This window comes from Paracoccus versutus (assembly GCF_000763885.1).
In the GTDB taxonomy this organism is placed as follows: domain Bacteria; phylum Pseudomonadota; class Alphaproteobacteria; order Rhodobacterales; family Rhodobacteraceae; genus Paracoccus; species Paracoccus versutus.
In genome coordinates this window covers 1-14,027 of the sequence record NZ_JRKO01000094.1, presented here as the reverse complement: position 1 = coordinate 14,027, position 14,027 = coordinate 1, and the positions used below count along the sequence as shown (strand labels likewise).

Below are 14,027 nucleotides of genomic sequence, written 5' to 3'. Positions count from 1 at the left end.
GGTTGCGGGCTCAGAAGCTGCGGGTCGGCCGGTCGAAGACCTTGCGCCCCATCAGCGAGCCGACCAGGTCCACCATCAGCTTGGCGGTGCGGCCGCGTTCGTCCAGGAAAGGGTTCAACTCGACCAGGTCGAGCGAGGTCATCAGCCCGCTTTCGTGCAGCAGTTCGCAGACCAGATGCGCCTCGCGGAAGGTGGCGCCGCCGGGGACGGTGGTGCCGACGGCCGGCGCGATCGAGGGGTCGAGGAAATCCACGTCCAGGCTGACGTGCAGCATGCCGTTTTCGGCCCGGACCCGGTCCAGGAATTCGCGCAGGGGCGCAATGATGCCGCGTTCGTCCAGCACGCGCATGTCGTTCACGACGATCTCGGTCTCGCGCAGCGCGGCCAGCTCGGGGCCGTCCACGCTGCGGATGCCGAACATGCAGATGTTGCGGCCTGGGATCGGCGCGGGAAAGGCGGGGAAGGGTTCGAATCCCGGCCGCCCCGAGGCATAGGCCAGCGGCGTGCCGTGCAGGTTGCCCGAGCCCGTGGTCTCGATGGTATGGAAATCGCTATGCGCGTCCAGCCACAGCACGAATTGCGGCCTCCCCGCCGCGCGGGCATGGGCCGCCACCCCGGCGAGCGTGCCAAGGGCCAGCGCGTGGTCGCCGCCCAGGAAGATCGGCATCCCCTCTTCCATCGCGGCGCAGCCGGCGGCGCGCAGCGCCTCGGTCCAGGCGACGATCTCGGGCAGGTGATGCACGGCGGGATTGGCGCAGGTCTGGCCGCGGCCGGCGGCGGGAAAAAGGTCGCCGCGATCCTCGACCGTATGGCCCAGCTCGGCAAGCGTCGAGGCCAGCCCCGCTACGCGATAGGCGGCCGGGCCCATCAGGCAGCCGGGCCGCCGCTGCCCCTCGTCCACCGGGGCGCCGATCAGGATGCAATGGGTCATGCTTCTCTCCGCTAGGCTGGGTTGCAGAGGCATCATGCGTTGCCACGGCCCAAGGTTCCATATCGTCGGAAAGAAAAGGCCGCCCTTTCCGGGGCGGCCTTGGGTTTTTGTGCAGTCTATCGGATCAGAAGCGAGTGGTGATGCCCAGCGTGAACAGACGTCCGTTTTCGCGATAGGACACGTCCGTTTCGGGTTGGTCATTGAACAGGTTGTCGATGCCGACATTCAGCGTGGCCATATCGTTGAGGTCATAGGCCGCAGCCACGTTGACCAGATAATAGGCCTTGCTGTTCTGGCCTGCCGGGACCGAAGCCTGCTCGCCCGAGCCGACCACAAGACCTTCCTCGACGACATAACCAGCTTGCTTGCCGACATAGGTCACTTCACCCGACAGATTGAGGCGGTCGTTTGCCTGCCAGGTCAAGCCCGTGGTGATGTTCCACTTAGGCGTGGTGGCCATTGGATAGGCCGTGTCGAAATCGCCATATTTGAACTCGGACTTGGCGATATAGGTGCCCGAAGTGATCCAGGTCAGGTCGTTGGTAATGTCGTAATCCAGGCCGAACTCGACGCCGGCGGTCTTGCCGTAGTCGAAGTTGTCGCGCACGAAAATCGGGTTGCCGTTAGCTGCAACGTCGTTCGTGCGGCGGGCGCTGATCATGTTCTCGACATCGTTGTAGAAGGCGGTAACTTCCCAGCTGCTGCGCTCGCCCTGATAGTTCAGGCCGATCTCGAAGTTGTCCGAGGTTTCGGGCTGAAGGTCGGGGTTGCCGATGATCGTGCAAGGGCCTTGGTAGGGTTTGCAGCCATTGCCACGCGAGCCCATCTGATAATTCGGGTTAAGGTTGCGCAGGTCTGGCGCGACGAAAGCCTGCGAATAACCGCCCTTCAGCATCAGGCCGTTGCCAAAGTCGTAGTTGGCATAAATCCGTGGCGTGACATGGGTGCCGAACCGCTCATGATGGTCCATGCGCAGGCCGGTGGTCAGGCTCAATGCCTCGGTCGCTTGCAGACGAGCTTCCGCATAAAGCGCGGCGGTGTTCACGGATCCTTCGATCAGTGCGTTCGAGGTAGTTTGTGGGTCGTTCAGCTTTTCATGCGCGACCAGACCGCCAATAGTATAGTCGAGTTGCCGGCCAGTCAGGCTGGTCTGAGAGGTATACCGGCTTTCCAAGGTGGTCGTGTCATAGTCGATGGGGTCGTTCCACGCCCCGCTCGTCGAGTTCCAGGTCTCGTTGCCCGAGGTCTCATGGCGCAGATAGCTGGACAGATGACCTTGACCCAACTGCCATTCATTTGTCAGTCCGAAGCTTTTCTTGGTCACTTCGTTGCTGTCGTGCTCGCCGGGATTGCCCAGGTAGTTGTCAACAGAGGCTTGGGCTTCGGCCCCCCATTCCATTCCCTCTTGCGGGATCCAGGTCAGCCGGGCGCCAAGCGTTTTCGTGCGAGTGCCGTTCGAAGTATAAAGCGGACTAGCCGAACTGGAATATCCATAAGGCTCGTCCGGCGCTTCGATTTCCGCCAGCTTCCCCCAGGCCGAGAGGTTGAGGTTTTGGCCCAGCGGACCCGAAATAAAGCCCGTGACCGAGCGGCTGTCGGCGGTGCTGTTTTCATCCGCGAAAGCGAAATCGGTGGTCAGCGAGCCCGACCAGGTATCGGTCGCCTTCTTCGTGATGATATTGATAACGCCGCCCATCGCGTCCGAACCATAAAGGGTGGACATGGGGCCGCGCACCACCTCGATGCGCTCGATCGCATCCAGCGGCACGATTTGGAGGTCGCCCTGATAGTGACGCGCAAAGGTGTTGCGGCTGCTGATGCGCTTGCCGTCAATCAGGGTCAGCGTGCGGCTGGAGGACAGGCCGCGGAACGACACCTGGGAATTGCCGTCGTTGCCTCGGGTCAGGTTAAGGCCGGGAACGGTACGCAGCACGTCCTTGAGATCGCGCGCGCCCTTGGCCTGGATGTCGCTTTGGTCGATGACGGTGATGGAGGCGGGGGCATCCTGGATCGAGGTCGCGATCGACGAGGCCGAAGTCACGAGGACCACGGTGTCCAGAACAACTTCCTCGGTCTCTGCCTGTGCCACCGCGATTGCGGGGGCGGTGAGTGCGGTCAGGCCAATCAGCAGGCCGGCGAGCCGTCCAGTCGGGGGCAAGGCCGCGCGAATGTTGCGGTTACCGCACACGCGGGCAGGGGAGTTCGTTTGATAGGACGGCATCGTCACCTCTCGACAACAGGAACGGTTTTTTGCCTGGGCCGAGAGGGCAAGGGGGATCGCCATGACCTGGGTAACTGCGGGCGATTAACCAGCCGCCATACCACGGGACAAGACGTCAGCCCGCCCGTGGAAAGGTTTGTGGCATGAATGCAACAAGCCTACGGCATTTTGTCGCAGGCTGTCGGGGTGATTTCAGCCGCGGATGCCCTTGAAGCGGTCCTGCCATTCGTCGCGGCTTTCGTCGCTGATCTTGGCGAACAGCACCTCGGGCACGGTGAAGGCGTGGCCGGCGGGCAGGGCCTCGAGCGCGGCGCGGACATCGTCCGGCCAGGTGCGGTCCTGGGTCCGCATCGCCGCCAGCATCGCATCGGCCGCAAAGGGGATGAAGGGCGCCGACAGCACCGCGTAAAGCCGGATCAGGTTCAGCCCCAGCCGCACCTGCATCGCCGCGCGGTCGGGGTCGGTCTTGAAGGTCGACCAGGGCGCCGCCGATTGCAGGTATTCGTTGCCCAGAACCCAGATCGCCCGCAGCTCGGCCGCCGACTTGCGGACCTCGACATGGTCCATGAAGCCTTCATAGGCGCGGACGCGGGCGGTCAGCGCCTCGACCAGCGCCTCTTCCTCGGGGCCGTAGCTGCCGCCCTCGGGGATGGTCTCGCCGAATTTCGAGCGGCAGAACTTGGTGATGCGGCTGACGAAATTGCCCAGCACGTCGGCCAGATCCTTGTTCACCGATTGCTGGAAATTCTCCCAGGTGAACTCGCTGTCGCCCGATTCGGGGGCGTGGGACAGAAGCCACCAGCGCCAGTAGTCGGCGGGCAGGATCGACAGCGCCTGGTCCATGAACACGCCGCGCCCCTGCGAGGTGCTGAACTGGCCGCCGTCATAGGTCAGGTAGTTGAAGCTTTTGATGTAATCGACCAGCTTCCAGGGCTCGCCCGAGCCGATGATCGTGGCCGGGAAGGACAGGGTGTGGAAGGGCACGTTGTCCTTGCCCATGAACTGGGTATAGGTCACGTCCCCGGCGCCCTCGTCCAGACGCCACCAGCGGCGCCAGGCGCTGTCGGGCTGGCCGCGCTTGTCGGCGCCCTCGGCGGTGGCGGCGATGTATTCGATGGGCGCGTCGAACCAGACGTAGAAGACCTTGCCCTCCATCCCCGGCCAGGGCTTGTCGCCCTTTTTCACCGGGATGCCCCAGTCGAGGTCGCGGGTGATGCCGCGGTCCTGCAGGCCGTCGCCGTCATTCAGCCATTTCTTGGCGATCGAGGTGGTCAGGATCGGCCAGTCGGTCTTGCTGTCGATCCAGGTCGCGATCTGGTCCTTCAGCGCGCGCTGGCGCAGGTAGAGGTGCTTGGTCGCCCGCACCTCCAGGTTGGTCGAGCCGGAAATGGCCGAGCGCGGCTCGATCAGGTCGGTCGGGTCCAACTGCTTGGTGCAGTTCTCGCACTGGTCGCCGCGGGCCTTGTCATAGCCGCAGTTGGGGCAGGTGCCCTCGATATAGCGGTCGGGCAGGAAGCGGCCGTCGTCGATGGAATAGACCTGCCGCTCCTCGACCTCGGCGATATAGCCGTTCTCGTCCAGCTTGCCGGCGAAATGCTGGGTCAGCACGTGGTTGCGTTCCGAGGACGAGCGGCCGAAATGGTCGAAGGACAGGCCGAAGTTGCGCGCGATTTCCGCCTGGATCTCGTGCATCTCGGCGCAATAGACGGCGACGGGCTTGCCGGCCTTGGCGGCGGCAAGTTCGGCTGGGGTGCCGTGTTCGTCGGTGGCGCAGATGAACATCACCTCGTGGTCGCGGCCCCGCAGGTAGCGGGCATAGAGATCCGCCGGAAGCTGCGAGCCGACGAGATTGCCGAGGTGCTTGATCCCGTTGATGTAAGGGATCGCCGAGGTGATGAGATGCCGCGCCATGATCCGGTCCTGTTGTTTTCTGGCGCTTCTTTATCCAGCACCGGCGGCGAAGGCCAGCGGTTCGCACGGTTTTCGCCGCGGGCCGGGCCGCGGGGTCAGCAGGAGGCGTCCCGGCAGGCCAGCGCCTTGCGGATGACATCGGGCACGCTGGCGCTGAGCGGCAGGCGGCCGGCCAGGATGTCGCCCACCGCCACCCAGCGCGCGTCCAGCGCATCATCCGCCGCCACCGGCTCGCCCGCGACATGGTCGCACAGCACCGCCGCCAGCAGGAAGTGAAAGCGCAGCGCGCCATCCGCGCCGCGCTCGATCACGTCGATATTGTCCAGATAGGCACGTGGCCGGCCGGTGACGCCGGTTTCCTCGGCCAGCTCGCGCACGGCGGCGTCAAGCGCGGTCTCGCCCGGCTCGACATGGCCGCCGGGAAAGCCCCAGAGCCCGGCGTCGGGCGGGTTGCGGCGGCGCACCAGCAGCGCGCGGGCCGCGTCGCCGCAGCCGTCCAGCGTGACGGCCAGCGCGGCGAGCCGGGGGAAATCGGGCACCTCAGCGACGACGGTCGCGGCGCGAGCTCATCGGCTGGAAGGCCACGCCGACATGCGCCTCGCAATAGGGCTTGCCGGGCATCGAGGGCAGGCCGCAGAACCAGAACTTGTCGGTCGCCGGGTCGCCGATCGGCCATTTGCAGGTGCGCTCGGTCAGCTCCATCAGCGTCAGCTTGCGGGCGCGCTTCTCGACCTCGCGGACCGAGGCCAGCGCTTCGGGGCTGATCTCGTTGGCCGAGGGCTGCGGCGGCAGCGGCTGGCCGGCCGGCACGATGGGCCGGCGGTTGAAGCTGGCCGGCTGCGGCGCGGGTTCGGGTGCCGGCTCGGGCGCGGGGGCGGCCGCCGCGGCCGGCTTGGGCTGGGGTGCCGGTGCCGGCTCGGGCGCGGCGGGCCTGGGTTCAGGCGCGGGGGCGGCCGCGACGGCGGGCTTGGCGGCAACGGGTTCGGGCGCCGGGTCCGCGCCCTCTTCGGCGCGATTCGACAGGCCCAGGCGGTGGACCTTGCCGATCACCGCGTTGCGGGTCACGCCGCCCAGCTCCTTGGCGATCTGGCTGGCCGACTGGCCTTCGGCCCACATGCGTTTCAACGTCTCGACGCGCTCGTCGGTCCAGGACATGGCTTGCCTTTCCTGCACCGGGATGCGTCCCGGCGCTCTTCGTGCTAGTGGCTTCAATTCCGCAAGACCCGGCCTTAAATCCGGGGATAGCCAGATTTACCCATCCGAGCCCGCAAATTCAAGGAGCCCCGATGCAGCCGATCCAGTCCCGCCCCGGATTTCGCCAGATGGGCGTGCGCCGCTTTGGCCGGGTGAACTGGCTGGGCCTATACACGCTCAGCCGGCGCGAGATCATGCGCTTCCTCAGCGTCTGGCAGCAGACCATCTTCGCGCCGCTGATGACCTCGGCGCTGTTCGTGATCGTCTTTGCGCTGGCGCTGGGGCAAAACCGGGACGAGGTGATGGGCCTGCCCTACCTGGCCTTCCTGGGGCCCGGCATCCTGATGATGACGGTGATCCAGAACGCCTTCGCCAATACCTCCTCCAGCATCATCTCGGCCAAGATGCAGGGCAATATCGTCGATACGCTGATGCCGCCCCTGTCGGCGGGCGAGATCCTGGCAGGCTACCTGACCGGGGCGGTGACGCGGGCGCTGATCGTCGCCGCCGCCATCGCCACCGGCATGGCGCTGGTCCTGGGGCAGGGGGTGGCGCATCCCTTCTGGGCGCTGGCCTTCGTGGTGCTGGGCGCGCTGCTGATGGGCGGGCTGGGGCTGCTGGCCGCGATCGTGGCGCAGAAATTCGACCAGATGGCGGTCATCACCAATTTCATCGTCACGCCGCTGTCGTTCCTGTCGGGCACCTTCTATTCGGTCGAGGCGCTGCCCCAGCCGTTCCGGGCGCTGGCGCATTGGAACCCGATCTTCTACCTGATCGACGGCGCGCGCTACGGCATCGCCGGGGTTTCCGACGCGCCGGTGCTGCGCGGGCTGGCGGTCTGCGGGCTGGCCGTGGCGCTGGTGCTGTTCACCGCCTGGCGCTGGCTGGCCTCGGGCTATCGCATGAAGCCCTGAAATCCCCGTTGCACGGGGGCCGCTTCCGCGCTATGCGAACGGGCATGATCGCTCGGACCGCCCATATCGCCCGTCCCCGACGTTGACGCTTTCGACGTCCGATCCTGCCTGCCTTTCCGTCAGCCATGGTGCCGCCGCGCGGCCGTTCCCAGAGAGGGTAACTCCATGATTTCGCATGTCCTGCCGACCTATAACCGTGCCCCCATCGCCTTCGAGCGGGGCGAGGGCTCCTGGGCCATCGCGACGGACGGGACGCGATACCTGGACCTGGGCGCGGGCATCGCGGTGAATGCGCTGGGCCATGCCAATCCCGACCTGGTCGCCGCGCTGACCGAACAGGCGGGCCGGATCTGGCATGTCTCGAACCTCTACCAGATCCCCGAGCAGGAAAGGCTCGCCGACCTGCTGGTCGAGCATACCTTTGCCGACACCGCCTTCATCACCAACTCCGGCACCGAGGCCGCGGAACTGGCGATCAAGATGGTGCGCAAGTATTGGAGCGAGCAGGGCGATCCCGACCGCTACGAGATCCTGACCTTCGAGGGCGCCTTCCACGGCCGCTCCACCGGCGCCATCGCGGCGGCGGGGTCGGAAAAGATGGTCAAGGGCTTCGGCCCGCTGATGCCCGGTTTCCGGCAATTGCCTTGGGGCGACATGGAGGCGCTGAAGGCCGCCATCTCGGACCGCACCGCCGCCGTCATGCTGGAGCCGGTGCAGGGCGAGGGCGGCATCCGTCCGCTGCCCGACGCCGACCTGGCAGCGATCCGCGCGCTTTGCGACCAGACCGGCGCGCTGCTGGTGCTGGACGAGGTGCAATCGGGCATGGGCCGCACCGGCAAGCTGTTCGCGCATGAATATGCCGGCATCACCCCCGACATCATGATGATCGCCAAGGGCATCGGCGGCGGCTTCCCGCTGGGTGCGGTGGTCGCGACCGAAAAGGTGGCTGCCGGCATGGTGGCGGGCACGCATGGCTCGACCTATGGCGGCAACCCCCTGGCCTGCGCGGTGGGCGCCAAGGTGATGGAGATCATCGCCCAGCCCGAATTCCTGGCCGAGGTGAACCGCAAGGCCGCGCTTTTCCGGCAGAAGCTGGAGGGGCTGGTGGCGGCGCATCCCGAGGTCTTCGAAACGGTGCGCGGCCAGGGGCTGATGCTGGGCCTGAAATGCAAGGTCGCGCCGGGCGATCTGGTCAATGCCGGCTATGCCGAGCGCATCCTGACCGTGGCCGCGGCCGACAACACCCTGCGCCTGCTGCCGCCGCTGACCATCAGCGATGCGGAGATCGCCGAGGCGGTCGCCCGGCTGGACCGGGCCGCCGGCAGGCTGGATGGATAGGTTCGGCTTCCGGCCGGTCACGCGCGCCGACCTGCCCATGCTGGCGGATTGGCTGCGCCAGCCCGAGGTCGCGCGCTGGTGGCGCGGGGCCGAGGCGGAGCTGGCCGGGATCGCGGAGGATCTGGACGAGCCGGCGATGCGGCAGGTCATCGCGCTTTGCAACGGCACGCCCATCGCCTATGCCCAGTATTACCCGGCGCATCACTGGGGCGCCCCGCATTTCGCCGGCCTGCCGGGCGATGCGCTGGCGATCGACTGCTTTTCCGGCCCCCGGGGGTTCGGGCGCGGCGGGCTCTGGCTGCGCGCCTTGTCCGATGCATTGCTGGCCGAGGCGCCGGTCCTGGTCATCGACCCCGAGCCGGGAAACCTGCGCGCGATCCGCGCCTATGAAAAGGCCGGCTTCCGCGGCGAGGAACTGCGCCCCTCGGAAGACGGAACCCTGGCGCGCATCATGACGCGGCACCGATGAGGAGAGGTCGATTTCCGCCACGACGCGGGGCCTTTGGCCTTGACCTCCCCCAGGCAAAGCGGCTTGCTTGCCAGATCAATCCGAAAGACAGTCAAAAATGAACAGTTTCCTCGACATCCATACCACCGACAAGGCAGACCTGCGCGGCATGATCGACGCTGCGCGCCGGATGAAGGATGCGCGCAACGGCCAGCCCAAGGGTGCGCCCGACGCCGATTTGCCGCTCAGGAACCGCATGGTGGCGCTGATCTTCGAAAAGCCCTCGACCCGGACCCGCGTCAGCTTCGACCTGGGCGTGCGGCAGATGGGCGGGCAGACCATGGTGCTCTCGGGCAGCGAGATGCAGCTGGGCCACGGCGAGACCATCGCCGATACCGCGCGGGTGCTGTCGCGCTATGTGGACCTGATCATGATCCGCACCTTCGAAGAGGCGACGCTGCTGGAGATGGCGGAATATGCCAGCGTCCCGGTGATCAACGGGCTGACGAACCGCACCCACCCCTGCCAGATCATGGCCGACGTGATGACTTTCGAGGAACATCGCGGCCCCATCGCCGGCAGGAAGGTGGTCTGGTCGGGCGACGGCAACAATGTCTGCTGCTCGCTGATCCATGCCGCCGGGCAGTTCGGCTATGACTTCACCTTTACCGGCCCGCCGACGCTGGACCCCGAGCGCGAGGCGCTGGACTTCGCCCGCGCCCAGGGCGTGCAGGCGGTGATCGAGCGCGACCCGGCCAAGGCGGTCGAGGGCGCCGATCTGGTGGTGACGGATACCTGGGTGTCGATGCACGACCCGCAATCGGCGCGCGAGCGGCGGCACAACCAGTTGCGTCCCTACCAGGTGAACGAGGCGCTGATGGCGTGCGCCAAGCCCGATGCGCTGTTCATGCATTGCCTGCCCGCGCATCGCGACGACGAGGCGACGAGCGCGGTGATGGACGGCCCGAACTCGGTCATCTTCGACGAGGCCGAGAACCGGCTGCATGCGCAAAAGGCCGTCATGCGCTGGTGCCTGGGGCTTTGATCCGTCCGCCCGAACGTCCGCGCCCTTCGGAGCGGAGGGCCTGGGGCGCGGGATGGTGGGCCAGCTTCTCGGATGCATCAGCATTTTATGCAGGCGGGCGACTTTCCCAAACAGGTGCTGGGGAATTTCGCGTTGACCGTGCATATCCGTCCGCGCCCGCCGGATGCGCTCGATCGCGGGCTCGAGGACTATCCGAGCGATGTCCGAAATCACGGCCATCTCCTGCTGGAGCAGCGCTGCGACCGCGACGACGGGCTGATAGCTGATCTCGTCGGCTATCTCGAATCCGCCTCTGCCGATGCGCGCCTTCTTCCATGAGCAGATGGGGATCGACCCCATCCCGACGCCGACGAGGCTCACGCGACCTATCCCTCCTGACTGCCCTCGATCACGCGGGACGGGGCGCTGACCGGGCATTACGGCCATATCGGCGGCCACGACCGGAAGATTCGAGCCTTCCTGTTCCGATAGCATGAGGATGCCGAGGCTTGTCTCTTCGCGCTGGTGCGTGCCGAGGAGCGCAAGCGCGAGGGCTACGGCCGCCGCGGGTCGGACTTCCTGCGCCTGACGAAGCAGGCGAGGTGATCCGGTTCACCGCTATCGAAGCTGAGTCGGCGACATGATCGCCGGCAGCGTCGGAAGGCGTCCTGCCCATGGGAAGATGCGGTGCAAGCGCGCGGGGGCGGGCAACTGGCTGCATGCCATCGTATGCCATATGTGTGGTATATTCATGCAGTTATCTTCAGTATGACGACAATATGTAGCGTTTCCTTCGATCTGCCCATGCGAGCGGATGGGTGCGGATCAACAGGAAAGTCGGGCTTCGTGCAACTCGAGGCTGATTTGCCGGCACGTTAACTATCGTTATGCGCATGCATGGGTTCCGAGGAGATGTGTAATGGTTAAAGGGCGTGTCGGTCGCTCCCAAGGAGCGTATCAACGCCAAGTTTGTCCCCGGAACCGGCGATCGGCAAGCAGAGGTTGAACTGCCTCTGAAGATGGTGATTCTCGGCGACTTCACAGCGCGGCCCGACAAAACCGGGCTTGAAGAGTGCAAGGCGGTTTTGATCGACAAGAATTCCTCCTGCAGCGTGATGGCCCAAATGAACCCTCCAGTTCGTGCGATTGCGCAGCTCCGGGTGCGGATGCGACCTGGCCCATGCAACACAGCGGTCCTCGCGCCAGGCATTGAGTTCGGCATGGCTCTTGGACTTCGGTCGAGGCACGAAGAACCGCCGCCGGACAACGCCGACCTGGTTCTCGACCTGTCCCTGCGCCAGCGGGCTCGAACCGATGGCGCCACGCAGGCGCGGTCCCAGCCAGAGGCCGGGGTGCAGGGCCATTCATTGACGCGCCATTGGTTCAAGCCCAATGGACGGCGGCTCGACCAGATAGTGCCCGCACATCTGCCGGAGTGAGCCTGTGAACGCCAGCGGTTCGAGGGAACAGGCGAACGCGATTGCAGGCGCGGTCGCGGCCGACGAAGATCGTATCCACCGCCGTCTTCATGTTGTCGTAGATCCCACGAGCGCAGCCCCGAAGAAGACTCCCGGCAGATCTGCTTGATCGTCTTCTGCTCCTGGAAATCCGCCCGACGGATCTTCGCAACTCTCTCCACAACCAGCATCCCGCACTGTGCCCCCGATGACCACGGGGGCATCATGACCATCAGTGTAAAGGGGGGCTGTTTGGGAAGCCGATCACCCCTTTGCGGGGGCAGTTGTCCATGCCGGCTTACACACCGCCTGGAAACGCTCTGGCGACACCTGCATCTCGGGCCGGAAGTCTGGCGGCAAGCCCGTCAAACACGATAAGCGACGCTGCAGACGCCGAAACAGGATCGAGAGATCCCGTTTCGGCAGACTCGAGGACGGGCGACGGGTCGTCACCCGTTATGACCGCTGCCCGAAGGTCTCCCTCTTCGCCCTAGCCTTCGCCGCGACCATGATCTTCTGGACCTGACCCGAGAGCCTGTCCTGACCCTAGGCCTGGGGATCGACTGTGGCGTTCAGCTTGGCCGTTTTGATCAGCCTGCAGGCGATGGCAGCGGCCTTTAAGCGTCCGCCCCCATCTCCTTACCTCTCGGATGAGAAGTTTGCCTTGAGATAGGCCAGGATCAGCGCCTTGGTTTCCGGCTCGGGCTCGACCATGCCCTGCGCCTCGACCATCCAGCGCCACAGCTCGTCCCAGCGGTGGTCGGTGACGCGCTGCTGCTTGATGATCTCGGTCGAATGGCAGGCGACGCATTGGTAATAGGTCTCCTCGGCGCCCGCGCCGTCGGGCAGGCCGCCGAATTCCTCGTTCCCCGCCCGCGCCTCGCCCGCATCCGCCTTGGCACGGATCGCCGTCATCGGGTCGAGCGGGTTCGCGCCGGCGGGCCGGCCCGCCAGCGCCTGCATCGGGTCAAGCCTGGCCTCGGCCACGGCCTGCCCGGCGCCAAGCACCAGCACGGCCAGGGTCGCAGCCACGGTCGTCAGAATAATGCGCATCGCCATCACCCCTCACCCGACCGCGACCAGCGCGATGCGGTGCTGGATGTTGTTGGCATAGCCGCGCGGGTTCCAGACCGGCGACAGCGGCGGCTGGCCGATGCCGTCCTGGTCGGTGGCCCGCGCCCAGACCTCGTAATAGCCGTGCTGCGGCAGGGTCAGCGTCGCGCGCCAGCGCTGCCAGGCAAAGCGGTTCGGCGCCGGCTCCAGCCCGGCCTCCTGCCAGGTCTGGCCGAAATCCAGCGAGACATGCACCGCGGCCACGTCGCCCTTGCCGCACCAGGCATGGCCGCGGACCTCGACCGCCTCGCCCGCCTTCACCTCGGCGCCGGTCTGCGGGAAGGTGACGACGGACTTCACCGGCATCTCGGTCAGCACCACCATGTCCTCCTCGGGCACCTCGGTGCCGGGGGCGACCGGATAGGCCGGGATGCGATAGGAATCGCCGGTCATCTTGGCGCCGTCATGTTCCCTGTCGCGGATCCAGATGCGGTTGAGGTATTTCTGCGAGGCCGAGGCCGGATAGCCCGGCACCACCAGGCGCAGCGGAAAGCCGTGCAGCGCCGGCAAGGGTTCGCCGTTCATCGCCCAGGCGATGACCGCGTCCTCCTCCAGCGCCTTTTCGATCGGCACCCCGCGCGAGATCACCTCCTTCTCCTCGTCGCCGCTCAGATGCACGTCGTTGCCGTAATGCCCGGTATAGACGGCGCTTTCCTTGACGCCCGCCGCCTTCAGCACGTCGGCCAGCCGCACCCCGGTCCATTCCGGGCAGCCGACCGCGCCGACGGTCCATTGGTTGCCCGAGGTTCCGGGCTGGAAGAAGGCCCGGCCGTTGCCGCCGCATTCGATCACCAGCCGGCGGGTGACGGTCTCGAAGCGCGACTTCAGATCGTCGATGGTCAGCTCCAGCGGGGTCTCGACCTCGCCGTCCACGGTCAGCACCCAGCCCTCGGCATCCTGGTCCAGCGCCGGCTGCGGAACCAGCCCGTTCATGCGGATGAACAGCCGCTCATAGGGGGTGACGTCGTCGTCCAGCAGATGCGCCGGGGTCTCCGCGTTCAGCGGCCGGTCGCCCAGCACGATGAGCCCCTGCTTGCCGGCCATCAGGTCCAGGCCGGTATCCTGGGCCAGGGCGGCGGGCACGAAGCCGGCGGGCAGGTTGCGCTCGAACGGGACGGCCATGCCCAGCATGGCGCCAAGCGCGGACAGCCCCGTCGTTTTCAGAAAGCGTCGCCGCGATCCGCTCGGGGCCTCGGCATCCTGCGGGATCGAGGTGGAATCGGTTCTATCGGACATGGGTTTCCTCCGTGGCTTGGTGCGCTTTGCGCGCAACCGGCTGTCCGCAAGGCCCTCCTCCAGGACGCGCCTTGCAACTTCATTTCGGGAAAGCATTGCCCACCGGCAAAGCTATAACAACAGCAACTCGTTGTGTTTATTGGAATATATCGGAGACACCTGAGGGCATCGAGCTGCATCGCCGCCACCAACAGCGAGATCGCCCGCTCACTCGATCATGGGCAGGAGCTGGTCGATGGA

Annotated in this window: 12 protein-coding genes and 3 pseudogenes; 7 read left to right on the top strand and 8 right to left on the bottom strand. The window is 66.1% G+C overall.

The window, feature by feature from the left end; genetic code table 11:
* Positions 1-10: 10 nt before the first annotated feature.
* The 5 genes from rocF to IT40_RS24810 all read right to left on the bottom strand — a co-directional run bounded on the left by rocF (position 11) and on the right by IT40_RS24810 (position 6,218).
* Entirely contained in the window at positions 11-931 is a 921-nt protein-coding gene (gene rocF, locus IT40_RS24830) for an arginase (RefSeq protein WP_036760757.1), read from the bottom strand.
* A gap of 124 nt (positions 932-1,055) precedes the next feature.
* Positions 1,056-3,215, bottom strand: coding sequence for a TonB-dependent receptor domain-containing protein (locus tag IT40_RS24825; RefSeq protein WP_244274062.1), 2,160 nt, complete (start codon positions 3,213-3,215; stop codon positions 1,056-1,058).
* 129 nt (positions 3,216-3,344) lie between these two features.
* On the bottom strand, positions 3,345-5,063 hold the full coding sequence (metG, locus tag IT40_RS24820) for a methionine--tRNA ligase (protein WP_036760756.1): 1,719 nt from the start codon (positions 5,061-5,063) through the stop codon (positions 3,345-3,347).
* Positions 5,064-5,158: 95 nt separating this feature from the next.
* The gene (locus IT40_RS24815) at positions 5,159-5,602 is read right to left on the bottom strand and encodes an NUDIX hydrolase (RefSeq protein ID WP_036760754.1); all 444 of its coding nucleotides are present in this window, start codon (positions 5,600-5,602) and stop codon (positions 5,159-5,161) included.
* Position 5,603: 1 nt separating this feature from the next.
* On the bottom strand, positions 5,604-6,218 hold the full coding sequence (locus IT40_RS24810) for a GcrA family cell cycle regulator (RefSeq protein ID WP_036760750.1): 615 nt from the start codon (positions 6,216-6,218) through the stop codon (positions 5,604-5,606).
* A 131-nt stretch (positions 6,219-6,349) separates the two neighbouring features.
* On the opposite strand from IT40_RS24810, the gene IT40_RS24805 reads away from it, so the two are divergent.
* The 6 genes and pseudogenes from IT40_RS24805 to IT40_RS30355 form a co-directional block, all read left to right on the top strand.
* Positions 6,350-7,171 (top strand): ABC transporter permease, encoded by an 822-nt coding sequence (locus tag IT40_RS24805; protein WP_052096313.1) that lies wholly within the window; start codon positions 6,350-6,352, stop codon positions 7,169-7,171.
* A 165-nt stretch (positions 7,172-7,336) separates the two neighbouring features.
* A complete protein-coding gene (locus IT40_RS24800; protein ID WP_036760748.1) occupies positions 7,337-8,509 on the top strand; it encodes an aspartate aminotransferase family protein in 1,173 nt (390 codons plus the stop codon).
* Positions 8,502-8,978 (top strand): GNAT family N-acetyltransferase, encoded by a 477-nt coding sequence (locus IT40_RS24795; RefSeq protein ID WP_036760746.1) that lies wholly within the window; start codon positions 8,502-8,504, stop codon positions 8,976-8,978. Before IT40_RS24800 ends, IT40_RS24795 begins: the two co-directional genes overlap by 8 nt.
* Positions 8,979-9,075: 97 nt before the next feature.
* Positions 9,076-10,002: an ornithine carbamoyltransferase gene (gene argF / locus IT40_RS24790; RefSeq protein WP_036760744.1), complete on the top strand. Its 927-nt coding sequence runs from the start codon at positions 9,076-9,078 to the stop codon at positions 10,000-10,002.
* Between the two features lie 72 nt (positions 10,003-10,074).
* On the top strand, positions 10,075-10,320 hold the full coding sequence (locus tag IT40_RS27095; protein ID WP_052096311.1) for a hypothetical protein: 246 nt from the start codon (positions 10,075-10,077) through the stop codon (positions 10,318-10,320).
* 593 nt (positions 10,321-10,913) lie between these two features.
* Positions 10,914-11,066, top strand: a pseudogene (locus tag IT40_RS30355) (type VI secretion system contractile sheath small subunit); the annotation flags it as partial.
* A 21-nt stretch (positions 11,067-11,087) separates the two neighbouring features.
* Here IT40_RS30355 and IT40_RS30350 read toward each other — a convergent pair.
* Positions 11,088-11,535, bottom strand: a pseudogene (locus IT40_RS30350) (IS21 family transposase); the annotation flags it as partial.
* A 234-nt stretch (positions 11,536-11,769) separates the two neighbouring features.
* Here IT40_RS30350 and IT40_RS28105 point away from each other — a divergent pair.
* Positions 11,770-11,964, top strand: a pseudogene (locus IT40_RS28105) (IS5/IS1182 family transposase); the annotation flags it as partial.
* A 113-nt stretch (positions 11,965-12,077) separates the two neighbouring features.
* Here IT40_RS28105 and IT40_RS24775 read toward each other — a convergent pair.
* Positions 12,078-12,491 (bottom strand): hypothetical protein, encoded by a 414-nt coding sequence (locus IT40_RS24775; protein ID WP_036760758.1) that lies wholly within the window; start codon positions 12,489-12,491, stop codon positions 12,078-12,080.
* 12 nt (positions 12,492-12,503) lie between these two features.
* Positions 12,504-13,787, bottom strand: coding sequence for a sulfite oxidase (locus IT40_RS24770; protein WP_036760742.1), 1,284 nt, complete (start codon positions 13,785-13,787; stop codon positions 12,504-12,506).
* Positions 13,788-14,027: the final 240 nt, after the last annotated feature.